Genomic DNA, 14642 nt, shown 5'->3' with positions numbered 1-14642 from the left:
TTATAATGGATTATTATCGGGGTAAAAATGCCAGCAAAAGATATCTACCATGATGTGGTGAAAAATGCTTTACTCAAGGATGGTTGGCAGATTATTCGTGATCCTTATACCATTAGATATGAAGGACTAAAACTATTTGCTGATCTTGCCGGAAAAAAGTTGTTTTCTGCACAAAAAGAAGATACTAATATTGTAGTGGAAATTAAAAGTTTCTTGAGTTTGTCTCTAATTCATGAATTTCAATGTGCTTTAGGACAATATATTTTATACCGTACATTGCTAAGACAATTACATCCTGATTATCGTCTTTACTTAGCAATTGAGCAAGAGGCTTATGAAACTTTTTTTCAAACAAAAGGGATTCAACTTGTCATAGAAGAATATAAAATTTTACTGATTGTAATTAATATTGTTCAGGGGGAAATTGTCCAATGGATAAATTAAATAATTATCGTGCAATTGTCAAAAAAATATTAACAGAATATGATCAAATAGCTAGTCAAACTCCTAATATTTCTGGAGTTGATACAGTCTTATCTTTTGATGATGAAAGAGATCAGTATTTATGGTTCGATGTAGGTTGGAATGAAAGAAAACGAGTGAGAGCAATTTCTGTTTATGTGAGAATTAAAAATGAAAAGATTTACATTGAGGAAGATTGGACCCAGGAGGGAATAGCAACGGAGTTATTAAGGGAAGGTGTACCAAAAGAGGATATTGTTTTAGCTTTTCATGATCCAGAAACTCGGAAGTTTACAGAGTTTGCTATTGCTTAATTAGCATAAATTCGGATTTTAGTCACAATATAGAAATCACTAAATTTTGAGATTAAACTATGAATATTCACAAACCTCATTTACGGCAATTCACCATTAGGCAATCTTTTACTCGCTCTCTAATAGGGGGTTTTTTAGGTCTGGGAATGGCATCATCTATTCCATTGATAGCGGCTTTTTGGGTAGGAAACGGTGATAGATTAATATGCCAAAGAGAAAAATATTTTGAAGCAAAGTGCGAATTTATTCGAGAAAGATTTCTAGATCATACAAGAGTAGCATTTCCATTATCTGCACTGACGGCTAAGGTAACAAGATCAGTCGAACCCGATGATGAAGGAAAATACTGCTACTTTCCTACTATAGTGGTGGAAAAAACTTTTTCCACTCGAATCTTAACAAGTTGTTTAGAAACAGATGCTAATTGGTTTGTGTCTGAAATTAATCAATTCATTTCAACATCTACAGAAGAGAAGTTAGATTTGCACCCACTGGACTGGAGGCACATACTGTTAGCGGGAAGCCCATTCATTTTATGTGGTTTACTATTGGCAGCCTTAATAATAAGAAATAGTCTATCAACCTGTGTTTTTGATCTTGACCACAAATGTTTTACGATCATTCGCAAGAAGTGGTTTCGCACCACTGACGTGGAAGAGTATGAGCTTAATATAATTGCAGCCGTCAATCTGGAAACACATGATAATGGTATGTCAATAGAGGAGCAAATCATTATTAAACTGAAATCCGATCAAAAGATTATATTGCCTTACAATGATTACAATAATCAAAAATTAGTTTCTGACTTAAAGCAATTCTTAAACCTTAGATAATCTGATTGCCTTTTGCTAGGGAAGACAATCTCCCTTTGGGATGTAGGGGAGTTGGATGTCCAAGCACTTTTTCATGGTGAGTTAGTGGTGCGATCGCTTGTTTTGGGGAGAAAGAGGAGCGATCGCTTTTTTAATTTTATGCTAACATTAAATTAAATATAAATTTAGTGCAGAGTCACCAACCATGATTAATCTCAGTCAAGATATTCAATCACTCTCAACCTTCAAACGCAACACCAACGAACTCATTAATCAGATGAAAGAAACCGGAAATCCTCTGATTTTAACAGTTAATGGTAAAGCAGAATTAGTAGTACAAGATGCCGCATCTTATCAAAAAATCCTTGCTTATATCAAACAATTAGAAACAATAATTGAGAGGAAAAAAGAATTAGAACCGACAAAAAGCAACAACAAAAAAGCACTTGAATTATTAAAAACGTGGGAAGAAGAAGGAGATGAACAAGAACAAACAGAAACTTTAGAGTATTTATCTCAATCTTTAGAACAAGATCATTTTTCTAATCGTTCCCTATTTTCACCATTGCCATAATGCCAAAATTAATTATCCTTCTTCTCGTTTTGTTTTATGGTTTTGGTAGAGCAAAGTTGATATAATTATAAAAATAGACTTAATCCATTAACCAGTATCAAATAAATGAATCACCAAACTACCTTTAAAGAAATTGCCTCTCAAGTGCAATTATTCCAGAGTATAGAACAAAAAGAAACCTTTATATTTGTACTTGGTGCTTTAACATCTCGGTTAATTAGTTTACATAAAGCAGCCGAAATCATGGAAATGGATACAGACATATTTTTGAAAATTTTAGAATTAATGGGAATAGATTTTTCATATCTTACCATATCTAATGGACAAAAAATGGCAGAAGCATTAAGAAAAATATCAAAAAAGAATATTTTTGTTGAAATTGATCCGCAGAAATGGCAACAAGAAATTCGTCAAGATCGCTCTCTTCCTAATCGTGATTAAATGATGTTACTTGATAGCAATATTATTATTTATGCAGCACAAGCAGAAAATGAATTTTTAAGGGAGTTTATCGCTGAAAATTCTCCTTTTGTATCTGCTCTTTCTTATCTCGAAGTATTGGGTTATCATCAGATAAATGATGAAGATAAAACCTCTTTTGAGGAGTTTTTCAATGCTTCTCAAATATTACCAGTTTCTCAAGCTGTAATTGAGCAAGGAGTAAAACTAAAACAGATTAAAAAAATGTCTTTAGGAGATACTATTATTGCGGCTACAGGATTAGTTTATGATTTAACTGTTATCACTAGAAACATTGATGATTTTCGTTGGATTACTAATTTAAAATTACTCAATCCTTTTGAAAAAAATCAGAATATTTAACATTCATAAAATCTTTATCGGAGTGTTACTAAAATGTTAGAGATCAATAAAAACTATCTTTTAGATCAAAGCCAATCCTGTATTATTATCAGCAGATGCAGATGCGGAATATGCAAAAGCTATTGTTAAACGTCATCAGGTAGAGTTTATTGTTTTTAATAACAAACAGGAGGAAATTGTATCATGGATAAGCTCACAAGATATGGAGAAATAATCAAAAAAATCTTAACAGAATATTATCAAATTGTTGAAAAAGCTCCTGATTTTCACCCGGAAAATTGTTTAATTTTTGATGACAATAATCATCATTGTTTTTGGCGTAGTATTGATTGGGCTAACAAAAAAAGAGTTAATAATACTCATATTTACGTTCGTATTAAAAATCAGAAAATTTACATTGAGGAAGATTGGACCCAGGAAGGTATTGCAACGGAGTTATTAATAGAAGGTGTACCGAAAGAGGATATTGTTTTAGCTTTTCATGATCCTGAAAGTCGGAAATTAACGGAGTTTGCTGTGGCTTGAGTAATTTATAAACAGGATAAAATTAATCCTTTTGCGGATAATTTGTATTGTTATTTGAATTTTGATCAAATTGTTGGTTTTGAGGACGAGGGGAGGGTGATTAGTAAGGAGGAACAGGCGGCTTTGGTATAATTTAGGTTAGGGTGGGTCTGGATAGACTCACCTAATTGATTTTAGGACATTTCTTCCCTAATTTTTTCACAAAATTCTATAAATGCTTTAAAGGTTTTTAGATGCCCATTATTATTTTCTACTCTTTTAATTAGTTGTTCTAAATAATATTGTTGTTTCGCTACACCAGGATTATTTTTTGTATATGTTAGATTCTTAGCATTAAAAATCTCTTTCAAATATTGTTCATGAAAATCACCATAGTTATTCTGATCATATTTTCCCATTAGTTCTGGATCATTTTGAGAAACATCATAATATTTCACATAAGCTGATAAAGGAAGTTCCTGTGGTTGTCTAGAATCAAAGAGTTTATTATTTCCTAATAACCAAGTTTCTATACAACGATTTTGTACAACTATAACTAATTCAGTTTTTCCTAAATTAAATTTTTTATCCGCTATATATTGATAGATATAATCTATTCTATCTTCAACCAGTTCTTCGTCAGCATCAACACAAAGGACTAAATAATCATAGTTATTTTTTTCTTGAATTTTCTCAAGTGCATTTTCCAGATGATCACCGAGAATTGAAGGATAACCTTTACCACTAATTAGATAATAGTTGTTTTCTTGGACTTGATCATAATATTCAACTTTTTGTAATTGGGGAATTAAATATTGAAGCCATGCAGGATAAATTTTTTTCTCTGCACGTCTTCCTTCTACTAAAAAATAAATATTCATTCTTCCTCCACCTCTTCATTATCATCTTCCAAAATATTAATTAAATCAATAAAAGCCTTCTGTCTAGAATTTGATATGTGAAAATACTCGGAATTTTTTACACTTACTAACCCACCTGTACGAGTAACTATTTTCCAATATGCTGGACTAATATTATTAATTATGTAAGGATGATGACTAGTAATAAAAAATTGTAAATCACGGTTTTCTAAAATTAAATCAGTAACACTATCAATACAATTTACACCCAAACTATTTTCAAATTCATCAATTAAAATCACTGCACCTTCTGGCGATAAACTTAGCTCACTGATGTACATAAAGGTTTTTAACATTCCTGATGAAATGTTTTCTATCCAATCATTTACTCTTTTTTCTTTAATGTTTATGGTAACTGCATCTCTCAGTATATCTGATAAAGCCGCTGGTAATTGCTCCAATTTATCTTTTTTGAATGGCTCTATCTTAATATCTATCACTTTGGGAAATATAGTTTGAAATAATTTCTGAATTTTGTTAAATTCTTGACGAAAATATCTATAGAGAATGGATAATTTTACTGGTGTAGGTAAATCACTTTCTTTGAGTTTTTTTAAAGAAGAATTTTCATATTGTTTTATAACAGATATAGGAATTTTCCAAGTTTTATCTATTTTTTCATAATCAACAAAAATGATTTTTTCTAATTCTGTCTTAACTGGAATAATATCATCTTCTCGGTTAAGAATATAAACAACACTTTGAAAGAGAGATAACTTAGGTGTTTGTTTACCGTTTAAGATTATTTTTTCCTCATCACGCTCAACAATTATGATATCATTTCGATATAGTCGTTCTGATAAAATTCTAAATCCTTCATTTTTAGAATCAGTAATTTCGCCTTCGTCTAATTCTTGTTCAATAATTTGAGTTATTTGATGTCCTTCAAATCTACCTTGCCAATGATAGTTAACATTATCGCTGGTAGAAAATTCTATATTCCATTCTACTCCATTTAAAGATGCGCCATTTGCTATTTTATTTAAACGGCGAATAGCTTTAAGTATTTCAGTTTTACCTACACCAGATATCCCAACTAAAAGGTTAATATGGGGTAAAAATTTAACTGGCTCAAGTTTCCATTGATATTCGTGATCTTGATACTCAAATTGATGAATTTTCATATTTTTTATTTACTCTGAACCTTTATCTCTTCCAGAGAATCTATACTATGATACCACTGTAGATATATAAAATAATAAAATTTATGTAAAGAAGTATGATCGAATTATATCAAAGTGTTTTAGTACAAATTACAGCAGGTATTACTGTTTAGTCATCAGTTGGGACAGTGATCACTTTTTGGGTATAGGTTTGTTAAATGTGATCACATTCATCTAACATCCCAAATCTCCTTACAGGAGAGGGATTGAGGGAGAGGTTAACGCTGTTTGATGTAGGTAGAATGAAGTGCGATCGCTTTTTTAATTTTATGCTAACATTAAATTAAATCTAAATTTAGTGCAGAATCACCAACCATGATTAATCTCAGTCAAGATATTCAATCACTCTCAACCTTCAAACGCAACACCAACGAACTCATTAACCAGATGAAAGAAACCGGAAATCCTCTGATTTTAACAGTTAACGGTAAAGCTGAATTAGTAGTAAAAGATGCCGTATCTTATCAAAAAATCCTCGATCATATCAAACAATTAGAAACAATAATTGAGAATAAAAAAGAATTAGAACCGACAAAAAGCAACAACAAAAAAGCACTTGAATTATTAAAAATGTGAGAAGAAGAAGGAGATGAACAAGAACAAACAGAAACTTTAGAGTCAATCTTTAGAACAAGATCATTTTTCTAATCGTTCCCTATTTTCACCATTGCCAGAATGCCAAAATTAATTATCCTTGATTCAAAAATTAATTATCCTTGATTCAGGAGTTTTAGGAATATTACCAACCCTAAATCAACATCTATAGAAGCTCAAAAATGTAACCTATGGTATGCTAACTTTTTAGAAAAAGGTGAAAATATTGCTTTACCTGAAATAGCTAACTATGAAGTAAGAAGAGAATTAATTAGAGCCAACAAAACCAATGGGTTAAAAAGAACAGTCAAATTAATTTGATTGTTTTTAATAATAAAAAGGAGGAAATTGTATCATGGATAAAATCATAAAATACCGAGAATTGATCAAGAAAATTCTCACAGAATATGATCAATTAGTTCATCAATCACCTGATTATGATTCTGAAACCCATGATCATTATCTTTGGTTAACAGTTGATTGGCAAGAAGATAAACGACTCAAATCCACTCATATTCACGTAAGAATTAAAAACAATAAAATTTACATTGAGGAAGATTGGACCCAGGAAGGTATTACAACGGAATTATTGAGGGAAGGTGTACCGAAAGAGGATATTGTTTCAGCTTTTCATGATCCAGAAACTCGGAAGTTTACAGAGTTTGCGGTGGCTTAATAGAGAAGGAATTTGTTGATATAATTTAAGTTAGGGTAATTCTGGATGGACTAACCTTCATTTTATAAGATTAGGTAAAAACTAATGAAACTCGCAAAACAAATAATTACCCAAATCTACCGCTAATGTAAGCTTGAGTATCCTCCTGTTGAGGATTATTAAAAATTACCTTAGTCAAGTTATACTCCACTAAATAACCACTACGTTCACCCGTTTCTGAAGTTCTGACATTAAAAAATGCCGTTTTATCGGATACCCGTGATGCTTGGTGCATATTGTGGGTAACAATGACAATCGTATATTGCTCCTTCAGTTCGTGAATAAGCTCTTCAACCCGCGAAGTAGAAATAGGGTCAAGCGCCGAACATGGTTCATCCATCAGTATAACCTCTGGTTGCACAGCGATCGCACGAGCAATACATAACCGCTGCTGCTGTCCACCAGATAAAGATAAACCACTTTGTCGCAATTTATCCTTAACCTCATCCCACAAAGCCGCTTGTCGCAAACTCCTTTCCACCAACTCATTCATATCACCCCTGTAGCCATTAATTCTCGCACCAAAAGCAATATTTTCATAAATTGACTTAGGAAATGGGTTAGGTCTTTGAAAAACCATCCCAATTCGTCTTCGCACCTCAACAGCATCAATATTAGGTGCATAAAGATTTTTATCGTAGAAATAAACCTTACCTTCCGCTCTAAATGATTCAATTAAATCATTCAGACGATTATAACATCGTAACAATGTACTTTTACCGCAACCAGAAGGTCCAATAAAAGCCGTTACCTGATTTTTAGGAATATCTAACCAAACATTCTGTAGAGCCAAAAAACTACCATAATAGATATTCAGATTTTCCGTGCGTAAAACAGATTCAGTCGGATTAATCGAGCTAATTATAGTATCCATAAATACTTAAAAAATAAGTTGGTCAGCATAAATTTCAGTTTTGTTAATAGCCTGTGATTAGACCTTTTGTTTCGTAACCCAGCGAGCAATAATACTAGTAATTAAAACCATCAACAGGAGAATTAAAGACGCAGACCAAGCTAAAGACTGCCAAGTTTGATAAGGAGAAGTCGCAAAGTTGTAAACTAAAACCGCGAGAGAAGCCGTAGGTTTGAGGAGACTATCGGGCCAAAAAGAAGAAAAAAGAGCCGTAAATATTAATGGTGCTGTTTCTCCACCCGCGCGAGCAATTGCCAAAGTAGAACCAGTCACAATTGCAGGTAATGCAATCGGTAATACCACTAATGTTACCGTTTGTAAATTAGTTGCACCTAATCCAATAGAAGCTTGTCGTAAATCTGGAGATACTAAGCGCAAAGCTTCCTCCGTAGTTTTGACAATAATAGGTAACATCAAAATCGCTAAAGCGAACCCACCCCCCAAAGCTGAGTAAGAGCCTAAATTGAGCTTTACTAAAGTTAAAACTACAATTTCATAGGCAAATACCCCAGCAATAATAGAAGGAACGCCACTGAGAACATTAGTAGCAAAACGTATACATCTAGCAACTTTTCGGGAACTAAACTCAGTTAAATAAATTGCTGCCAACACACCAAAAGGAACACTAATTATAGCACCGATTCCTACCATCAATAATGTTCCTAAAATAGCATTACCAAAACCTCCATTTCTACCAAAAGGAGATGGTGGTAATTGTGTAAAAACATTGAGATTTAAACTACTAAACCCTCTAATTATTACATAATAAAGCACTGCCAACAAAGGAACAAGCGCCAATACTCCACAGATAAAAGCTAATACAGTCATCACCGTATTAAACAATGTTCGAGGAGAGGAAGGAGAACGAGTCAGGCTTCTTTGCCCAAAAGAGGAAGTCATAATTTAATCTATAGAAGAAGTCAGAAAAAGGGTTAAAAATCTTATTACTGAACTCGCGCCACAATAAACTCCGCCAGAATATTAACTATCATAGTCAAGACAAATAGCACTAAAGCTGCATACATTAAAGCAGCAACTTGTAACCCATTAGCTTCAGCAAACTGACTTGCCAGCAAAGAAGAAATCGTATTAGATGGCGCTAAGAGAGAGATATTGATATTATTGGCATTACCAATTAACATAGTTACAGCCATTGTCTCACCCATTGCCCTACCAAGTGCCAACATCACCGCACTGCCAATACCAGAAAAAGCAGCGGGGATAATAACTTGAAAAATAGTTTCCCAACGGGTTGCACCGACAGCCAAAGCAGCTTGACGCAAACTCGAAGGTAAAGAAATCAAAGCGTCACGAGAGATAGCTGTAATAATTGGCAATGTCATAATCGCTAATATCACTCCTGCTGGTAACATCCCTGGACCTGTAGGTGCAGAACTAAAAATTGGTAGCCAACCCAGGGAACCATGTAGCCATTTTCCCAAATCAGTTAAAATCGGCACTAAAACAAAAATTCCCCAGACTCCATAAACAACACTGGGAATAGCAGCCAACAATTCTACTAAAAATACCAAAACTAACTGCACCTTAGAAGGGAGAAGATCTTCACTCAATAAAATCGCCGTTCCCACACCAATAGGGATAGCTAAAATTAGTCCAATCAAAGAACTCATAAGAGTCCCGTAAATCGCAGGTAATACCCCATATTCATTATTAACAGGGTTCCAATTGCTCGTAAATAAGAAATTAATCCCGAATTTTTGGATAGCAGGCCAAGCAGCAATAGTAATCTGCAAGGCAATCCATAATAAAATACCAGTAATTGCTAAGGCAAAAATTCGAGTTAACCAAATAAAGCTCCAATCCAGGTTTCTGTCGAGTTCAGAGCGATTTTTCATTGTTAATGGGGTTTCTTGAAAATTTGTAGCCATGAATACTGACTGTAAAAGTTAAATCAGCAAAAATACGAAGGAGAAACAGATCTCAAAAACTGAGAGTGTCAATTGGTAGTTTTAGGAACAGCGCCAATAGAAATCTGATAATCAGGACTGATTTGATCAGCCGCTGCTGCAACTTTGGCAATTACATTAGCTGGTAAAGGCACATACCCTAATTCACGGGCTATCTTTTGTCCATCCGTCAAAGCATACTCGATAGTTGCTTCTATTGCTTTAGCCTTAGCGGCATCAGCATATTTTTTATGTGTTAGAATCCAAGTGTAAGTTACAATTGGGTAAGAGTCCTCACCTTCAGGATCAAAAATAAAAGCACGCAGATCCTCTGGTAAAATTACTGATGCTAAAGTTTTAGCTGCCGATTCTTCAGAAGCGGAAACAAACTGCTTGGCTTTATTTTCTAAAGATGCAAATTTGAGATTACTTTCTTTAGCGTAGACATATTCAACATAACCAATAGAACCCGGAGTTTGTTGAATTTGGGCAGTAACACCTTCATTCCCTTTCGCTCCAACTCCTACAGGCCATTTAATACTTTTACCGTTACCTACTTTAGTTTTCCATTCTGGGCTAATAGTGCTAAGATGTTTAGTGAAAACGTCTGTAGTGCCACTACCGTCAGCACGATAAATAACTTTAATTTCCTCTTTTGGTAATTTTGTACTAGGATTAGCTTGAGCGATCGCTGGATCATCCCAAAATTTAATTTTCCCTAGTAAAATATCAACATATACTGCCCGGGGTAGCTTGAGTGTAGCTACATCACCCGGTATATTGGGAGCATCTGGCAAATGATAAGCTAAAACAATACTACCAGCGGTTACAGGTAATAATAGCACGCCTTGATCAGCGGGGATTTTTTTAATTTCTTCATCCTTCATTGCGACATCACTAGCACCGAAATCTACTGTCCCCTTGGTAAACTGCTCAACACTGGCACCACTTCCCACTGATTGATAATTAACTTTCAAATTGGCATATTTTTTGTTTAACTCCGTAAACCAAGTTTGATAAAGTGGTGAAGGAAAAGAAGCACCCGCGCCTATTAACTCAACATCACCTCCTAAATCTAGTTTGCTGGTTTTAGGATTGTTTGCACTATTTTCTGCACAAGCTGATAAACTCATCACCACTGCTAACACAGATATTAAAGCTATAAGACGATTATTTTTTATTGTACTTAGGCTTAATAGCATTAGTGTTGATTTCTATTGATTTTTTAGATAAACACCTCTAACATACCGCTAAAAAATATTTTTAGTAAGTAGAGAATGGGTGAATAAATGGAAATATCCAGAGTTATTTTTTGGTGCTAATCACACATACCCTTTGCCTCTTGACTCCTGTATGTTTAGTATCTACGATTGTGAAGCCAACTTGTTGCCGATACTTGTTGTCATTAGTTCTATTGCCTTTTCCCTCGCGCCTAATAAATGTTTGCTGCATCAAATCAACTGCTATGGTCTATGATAGGCTTGCTCCTGACAATGGGTGGTACTTTCCTAGAAGCTTATGGTGTTACCTCACCTTGGAACTGGAGTCAGCACGGAATTCAAACCCTTTCATTAGGTGTCAGCTATCAAATTGGTGCAGTGCTACTAGTAGGCTGTTTAGGAGGTCAAAATGCCGCCGCGCTCTCGCAAATTGCCTATTTAGTCATGGGATTAACTTTATTACCCGTATTTGCCGAAGGAGGCGGTATAGGTTATGTTAAACTATCTCAGTTTGGCTATTTGTTGGGTTTTATTCCTGGAGCTTGGATTTGTGGTTATTTAGCCTTTAAAGCTAGACCTCGCTTAGAAACACTGGCTTTTGGTTGTTTTTGTGGCTTAATCACCGTTCACCTCTGCGGTATAGCTTATTTAATTATTAGTTATGTGTTGCCTTGGAAAGGAACAGAAAATTTATCTCTAATTCAAGCTATGCTCAAATACTCCTGTTTCGCGCTACCAGGACAACTAGTAGTTGTTTGTGCTGTCACCATAGTAGCTTATATCCTACGACATATAATGTTTTATTAGTTATTGGTCATTGATTAGTAGTCAGTGATCAATAGTCAGTAGTAAAGAAAACACAACCAACCACCGACAGTAACCACCGACAACTGACCACTAACCACTGACAACTGACAAATTTATCATGCGTATAAAAAATCGCTTTTTTTGGATTGCGGCCTTGACAGCATTTTTATTAGACCAACTGACAAAATATTGGGTAGTGCAAACTTTCAAATTAGGACAAACACTGCCCTTGCTACGTGGTATATTTCATTTTACCTATGTTACTAATACAGGTGCAGCTTTTAGTTTATTAAGTGGTAAAGTAGAGTGGTTACGCTGGCTGTCTTTAGGTGTAACTTTAGTATTGATAATTATTGCATTATCAGGACCATTGTTAAGTTTTTGGGATCAATTGGGTTATGGTTTGATTTTAGGAGGAGCAATGGGCAATGGTATTGATAGATTTGCATTAGGCTATGTCGTTGACTTTCTTGATTTTCGGTTGATTAATTTTGCCGTATTCAATATGGCTGATTCTTTTATTACTATTGGAATTGTCTGCCTGTTAATTGCCTCATGGCAAAAAACACCAAGTAATTAAAATTTTTTATGAGTTCCCCCCAACCTCCACAAAGACCACAAACCTTACTTGGTCAACTGACTCAAGTAGTAAATACAATTCAAGCTAGAGTTGATTTTTCCAAATTGGCGCTGAAACCCAATGTCAAAGTCCCAAAACTATTGGTACATGATGCCGGGGTCAATCAAACGTTAGAATATGCACTATTAGGCGATCGCTATATTTTAGGACGTAGTTCTAAATCTTGTGATATCATTGTTCGTAATCAAGTTGTCAGCCAAATTCATCTTTCACTGTCCCGGGATTCCACCCAAAATACCCCCGTTTTCACCATTAAAGATGAAAACTCCACCAACGGTATTTATCTAGGCAAAAGGCGAATAAATGCCCTAGAAATGCGTCATGGTGATATAATTACCTTAGGACCCCCGGAACTAGCTGCCTCCGTGCATTTAGAATATATAGACCCACCAGCTTGGTATATAAAGGGTGTCACCTGGACAGCTTATGGTGTCAGTGGTGTCATGGCTCTAATTGCCTTATCATTAGGTATTGAATGGATGAAATTTTCCGTTAGACCTTTACCTACAGCCACTAAAGCCCCTGTAGTCGTTTATGCCCGGGATGGCTCAACCCCACTCCGTCAACCGCGAAATATAGCCCACATAGACCTGAAAAACCTATCAGACTTTGGACCCTATTTAGCCCCCGCTGTCGTAGCTTCTGAGGATAGTCGTTATTATTGGCACTTCGGGGTAGATCCTTTGGGTGTGTTGAGAGCCGTATTTATCAACAGTCGTAGCGGTGATTTCCAACAAGGAGCGAGTACAGTTACCCAACAAGTAGCCCGGAGTTTATTCCGTGAATATGTGGGTAGTCAGGATTCTTTAGGACGGAAATTAAAAGAAGTTGTTGTTTCTCTGAAATTAGAAACATTTTACAGCAAAGATGATATTTTACTAACTTACTTAAATCGGGTATTTTTAGGTGCAGATACTTCTGGTTTTGAAGATGCAGCCAAATACTATTTTAACAAATCGGCCAAAGAATTAACTCTAGCAGAAGCAGCAACTTTAGTAGGGATTTTACCCGCTCCCAATGCCTTTGATTTTTGTGGAACAGGCCCGCGAAAACTGGGAGCAGCAGATTATCGAAATCGAGTTATTAAGCGACTACTGGAAATGGGCAAAATCACCCAAGAGGAAGCCAATCGCGCACGCCGTTCTACTGTCCAAGTTAGCCCCAAAGTCTGCGAAACGCAAGCCAAAACCATTGCTCCCTATTTTTATGATTACGTTTTTCAAGAATTAACATCAAGACTAGGTCCAGGAGCAGCCAGAGAAGGTAACTATATCATTGAAACCCAGTTAGATCCAAATATTCAAGCCAAAGCCGAAACAGAGTTAAAAAATTCTGTAACTAAAGCTGGCTCAAATTTTGGTTTTTCCCAAGGGGGAATGGTGACCCTTGACTCGAAAACAGGAAGTATTATTGCCATGGTGGGGGGAACTGATTACAGAAAAAGCCAGTTTAATCGTACTGTACAAGCTCAACGACAACCGGGTTCTACTTTTAAAATTTTTGCTTACACCGCGGCTATAGAAAAAGGCATTTCTCCATACACAAGATATTCTTGCAGTCCTTTAACTTGGCAAGGCTTTACCTATAAACCCTGTCGTAGTGGTGCTGGTGGTAGTTTAGATATAGCGACTGGCTTGGCACTTTCAGAAAACCCTATTGCTTTGCGGGTGACAAAGGCAATTGGCTTGAATAAATTGGTGGATATGGCACAGCGTTTGGGTGTTAGATCTAATCTTGAGGAAGTACCGGGTTTGGTATTAGGTCAGAGTGAAGTTAATGTTTTAGAAATGACCGGAGCATTTGGGGCAATTGGTAATTATGGAGTCTGGAATCCACCCCATGCCATTAGTAAAATTCGTGACAGTAGTGATTGCAAGAATCTCAAAGATTTAGAAACCTGTCGTGTGATTTACTCTTTCGATACAGATCCAAATGGTTCTAAACAAGTGCTAAAAAAAGCAGTTGCTAATCAAATGACTACTTTAATGCGGGGGGTAATTAGTAATGGGACAGGACGTAGCGCGGCTATTGGTTTAGGGGAAGCAGGTAAAACCGGGACAACAAATAATAATGTTGACCTCTGGTTTATTGGTTTTATTCCTAGTCGCAAACTTGTCACTGGTATTTGGTTAGGTAACGATAATAATTCCCCTACATCTGGTAGTAGTGCCCAAGCAGCACAACTTTGGGGTGATTATATGGGGAAAATTACGAAATAGACAACTAACCACTGACCACTGACAACTGACAACTAACCACTGACAACCAACAACTG

Annotated in this window: 19 protein-coding genes; 13 read left to right on the top strand and 6 right to left on the bottom strand. The window is 35.5% G+C overall.

Annotation, left to right across the window (positions count from 1 at the left end; genetic code table 11):
- Positions 1 to 27: 27 nt before the first annotated feature.
- The 8 genes from H6G44_RS04745 (at position 28) to H6G44_RS04710 (ending at position 3509) form a co-directional block, all read left to right on the top strand.
- Positions 28 to 444, top strand: coding sequence for a XisH family protein (locus tag H6G44_RS04745; protein WP_190385791.1), 417 nt, complete (start codon positions 28 to 30; stop codon positions 442 to 444).
- On the top strand, positions 432 to 776 hold the full coding sequence (locus H6G44_RS04740) for a XisI protein (RefSeq protein ID WP_190385792.1): 345 nt from the start codon (positions 432 to 434) through the stop codon (positions 774 to 776). Before H6G44_RS04745 ends, H6G44_RS04740 begins: the two co-directional genes overlap by 13 nt.
- A 59-nt stretch (positions 777 to 835) precedes the next feature.
- On the top strand, positions 836 to 1609 hold the full coding sequence (locus H6G44_RS04735) for a hypothetical protein (protein ID WP_190385793.1): 774 nt from the start codon (positions 836 to 838) through the stop codon (positions 1607 to 1609).
- Positions 1610 to 1621: 12 nt separating this feature from the next.
- On the top strand, positions 1622 to 1765 hold the full coding sequence (locus tag H6G44_RS04730) for a hypothetical protein (protein ID WP_190385794.1): 144 nt from the start codon (positions 1622 to 1624) through the stop codon (positions 1763 to 1765).
- Between the two features lie 28 nt (positions 1766 to 1793).
- Positions 1794 to 2162 (top strand): type II toxin-antitoxin system prevent-host-death family antitoxin, encoded by a 369-nt coding sequence (locus tag H6G44_RS04725; RefSeq protein WP_190385795.1) that lies wholly within the window; start codon positions 1794 to 1796, stop codon positions 2160 to 2162.
- Between the two features lie 105 nt (positions 2163 to 2267).
- Entirely contained in the window at positions 2268 to 2603 is a 336-nt protein-coding gene (locus tag H6G44_RS20160) for a hypothetical protein (RefSeq protein WP_228036541.1), read from the top strand.
- A complete protein-coding gene (locus H6G44_RS04715) occupies positions 2604 to 2984 on the top strand; it encodes a type II toxin-antitoxin system VapC family toxin (RefSeq protein ID WP_199291740.1) in 381 nt (126 codons plus the stop codon).
- Positions 2985 to 3167: 183 nt separating this feature from the next.
- Positions 3168 to 3509, top strand: coding sequence for a XisI protein (locus H6G44_RS04710; RefSeq protein WP_190385796.1), 342 nt, complete (start codon positions 3168 to 3170; stop codon positions 3507 to 3509).
- 173 nt (positions 3510 to 3682) lie between these two features.
- Here the strand turns inward: H6G44_RS04710 and H6G44_RS04705 are convergent, their stop codons facing one another.
- Both H6G44_RS04705 and H6G44_RS04700 read right to left on the bottom strand, forming a co-directional pair.
- Positions 3683 to 4369 (bottom strand): hypothetical protein, encoded by a 687-nt coding sequence (locus tag H6G44_RS04705; RefSeq protein WP_190385797.1) that lies wholly within the window; start codon positions 4367 to 4369, stop codon positions 3683 to 3685.
- Positions 4366 to 5532, bottom strand: a complete 1167-nt coding sequence (locus H6G44_RS04700) for an AAA family ATPase (protein WP_190385798.1) — start codon at positions 5530 to 5532, stop codon at positions 4366 to 4368. Before H6G44_RS04700 ends, H6G44_RS04705 begins: the two co-directional genes overlap by 4 nt.
- Positions 5533 to 5886: 354 nt before the next feature.
- On the opposite strand from H6G44_RS04700, the gene H6G44_RS04695 reads away from it, so the two are divergent.
- On the top strand, positions 5887 to 6147 hold the full coding sequence (locus H6G44_RS04695) for a type II toxin-antitoxin system prevent-host-death family antitoxin (RefSeq protein WP_190385799.1): 261 nt from the start codon (positions 5887 to 5889) through the stop codon (positions 6145 to 6147).
- A 373-nt stretch (positions 6148 to 6520) separates the two neighbouring features.
- The gene (locus H6G44_RS04690) at positions 6521 to 6841 is read left to right on the top strand and encodes a XisI protein (protein ID WP_190385800.1); all 321 of its coding nucleotides are present in this window, start codon (positions 6521 to 6523) and stop codon (positions 6839 to 6841) included.
- Positions 6842 to 6947: 106 nt separating this feature from the next.
- Here H6G44_RS04690 and pstB read toward each other — a convergent pair whose 3' ends face one another.
- The 4 genes from pstB to pstS all read right to left on the bottom strand — a co-directional run bounded on the left by pstB (position 6948) and on the right by pstS (position 10902).
- A complete protein-coding gene (gene pstB, locus H6G44_RS04685; protein WP_190385801.1) occupies positions 6948 to 7754 on the bottom strand; it encodes a phosphate ABC transporter ATP-binding protein PstB in 807 nt (268 codons plus the stop codon).
- Between the two features lie 57 nt (positions 7755 to 7811).
- Entirely contained in the window at positions 7812 to 8693 is an 882-nt protein-coding gene (gene pstA / locus H6G44_RS04680; RefSeq protein WP_190385802.1) for a phosphate ABC transporter permease PstA, read from the bottom strand.
- Positions 8694 to 8737: 44 nt separating this feature from the next.
- Positions 8738 to 9682: a phosphate ABC transporter permease subunit PstC gene (gene pstC, locus H6G44_RS04675; RefSeq protein WP_190385803.1), complete on the bottom strand. Its 945-nt coding sequence runs from the start codon at positions 9680 to 9682 to the stop codon at positions 8738 to 8740.
- A gap of 68 nt (positions 9683 to 9750) precedes the next feature.
- Positions 9751 to 10902, bottom strand: coding sequence for a phosphate ABC transporter substrate-binding protein PstS (gene pstS / locus H6G44_RS04670; protein WP_190385804.1), 1152 nt, complete (start codon positions 10900 to 10902; stop codon positions 9751 to 9753).
- 237 nt (positions 10903 to 11139) lie between these two features.
- Here pstS and H6G44_RS04665 point away from each other — a divergent pair, with 237 nt between their 5' ends.
- From H6G44_RS04665 to H6G44_RS04655, 3 genes are all read left to right on the top strand, one after another.
- Positions 11140 to 11727, top strand: a complete 588-nt coding sequence (locus H6G44_RS04665) for a biotin transporter BioY (RefSeq protein WP_190385805.1) — start codon at positions 11140 to 11142, stop codon at positions 11725 to 11727.
- A gap of 118 nt (positions 11728 to 11845) precedes the next feature.
- Positions 11846 to 12307, top strand: a complete 462-nt coding sequence (gene lspA / locus H6G44_RS04660) for a signal peptidase II (RefSeq protein WP_190385806.1) — start codon at positions 11846 to 11848, stop codon at positions 12305 to 12307.
- Positions 12308 to 12315: 8 nt separating this feature from the next.
- Positions 12316 to 14586, top strand: coding sequence for a transglycosylase domain-containing protein (locus H6G44_RS04655; protein WP_190385807.1), 2271 nt, complete (start codon positions 12316 to 12318; stop codon positions 14584 to 14586).
- The last annotated feature ends 56 nt before the right edge of the window (positions 14587 to 14642 follow it).

Origin of the sequence: Aphanizomenon flos-aquae FACHB-1287 (assembly GCF_014698755.1) — a bacterium.
In the GTDB taxonomy this organism is placed as follows: Bacteria; Cyanobacteriota; Cyanobacteriia; order Cyanobacteriales; family Nostocaceae; genus Dolichospermum; species Dolichospermum flosaquae.
This window is presented reverse-complemented; position numbering and strand designations above follow the sequence as displayed.

Coding starts and splice junctions, on each gene's coding strand:
- H6G44_RS04745 (WP_190385791.1), top strand. CDS start 28: ATGCCAGCAAAAGATATCTACCATGATGTGGTGAAAAATGCTTTACTC.
- H6G44_RS04740 (WP_190385792.1), top strand. CDS start 432: ATGGATAAATTAAATAATTATCGTGCAATTGTCAAAAAAATATTAACA.
- H6G44_RS04735 (WP_190385793.1), top strand. CDS start 836: ATGAATATTCACAAACCTCATTTACGGCAATTCACCATTAGGCAATCT.
- H6G44_RS04725 (WP_190385795.1), top strand. CDS start 1,794: ATGATTAATCTCAGTCAAGATATTCAATCACTCTCAACCTTCAAACGC.
- H6G44_RS20160 (WP_228036541.1), top strand. CDS start 2,268: ATGAATCACCAAACTACCTTTAAAGAAATTGCCTCTCAAGTGCAATTA.
- H6G44_RS04715 (WP_199291740.1), top strand. CDS start 2,604: ATGATGTTACTTGATAGCAATATTATTATTTATGCAGCACAAGCAGAA.
- H6G44_RS04710 (WP_190385796.1), top strand. CDS start 3,168: ATGGATAAGCTCACAAGATATGGAGAAATAATCAAAAAAATCTTAACA.
- H6G44_RS04705 (WP_190385797.1), bottom strand. CDS start 4,369: ATGAATATTTATTTTTTAGTAGAAGGAAGACGTGCAGAGAAAAAAATT.
- H6G44_RS04700 (WP_190385798.1), bottom strand. CDS start 5,532: ATGAAAATTCATCAATTTGAGTATCAAGATCACGAATATCAATGGAAA.
- H6G44_RS04695 (WP_190385799.1), top strand. CDS start 5,887: ATGATTAATCTCAGTCAAGATATTCAATCACTCTCAACCTTCAAACGC.
- H6G44_RS04690 (WP_190385800.1), top strand. CDS start 6,521: ATGGATAAAATCATAAAATACCGAGAATTGATCAAGAAAATTCTCACA.
- pstB (WP_190385801.1), bottom strand. CDS start 7,754: ATGGATACTATAATTAGCTCGATTAATCCGACTGAATCTGTTTTACGC.
- pstA (WP_190385802.1), bottom strand. CDS start 8,693: ATGACTTCCTCTTTTGGGCAAAGAAGCCTGACTCGTTCTCCTTCCTCT.
- pstC (WP_190385803.1), bottom strand. CDS start 9,682: ATGGCTACAAATTTTCAAGAAACCCCATTAACAATGAAAAATCGCTCT.
- pstS (WP_190385804.1), bottom strand. CDS start 10,902: ATGCTATTAAGCCTAAGTACAATAAAAAATAATCGTCTTATAGCTTTA.
- H6G44_RS04665 (WP_190385805.1), top strand. CDS start 11,140: ATGTTTGCTGCATCAAATCAACTGCTATGGTCTATGATAGGCTTGCTC.
- lspA (WP_190385806.1), top strand. CDS start 11,846: ATGCGTATAAAAAATCGCTTTTTTTGGATTGCGGCCTTGACAGCATTT.
- H6G44_RS04655 (WP_190385807.1), top strand. CDS start 12,316: ATGAGTTCCCCCCAACCTCCACAAAGACCACAAACCTTACTTGGTCAA.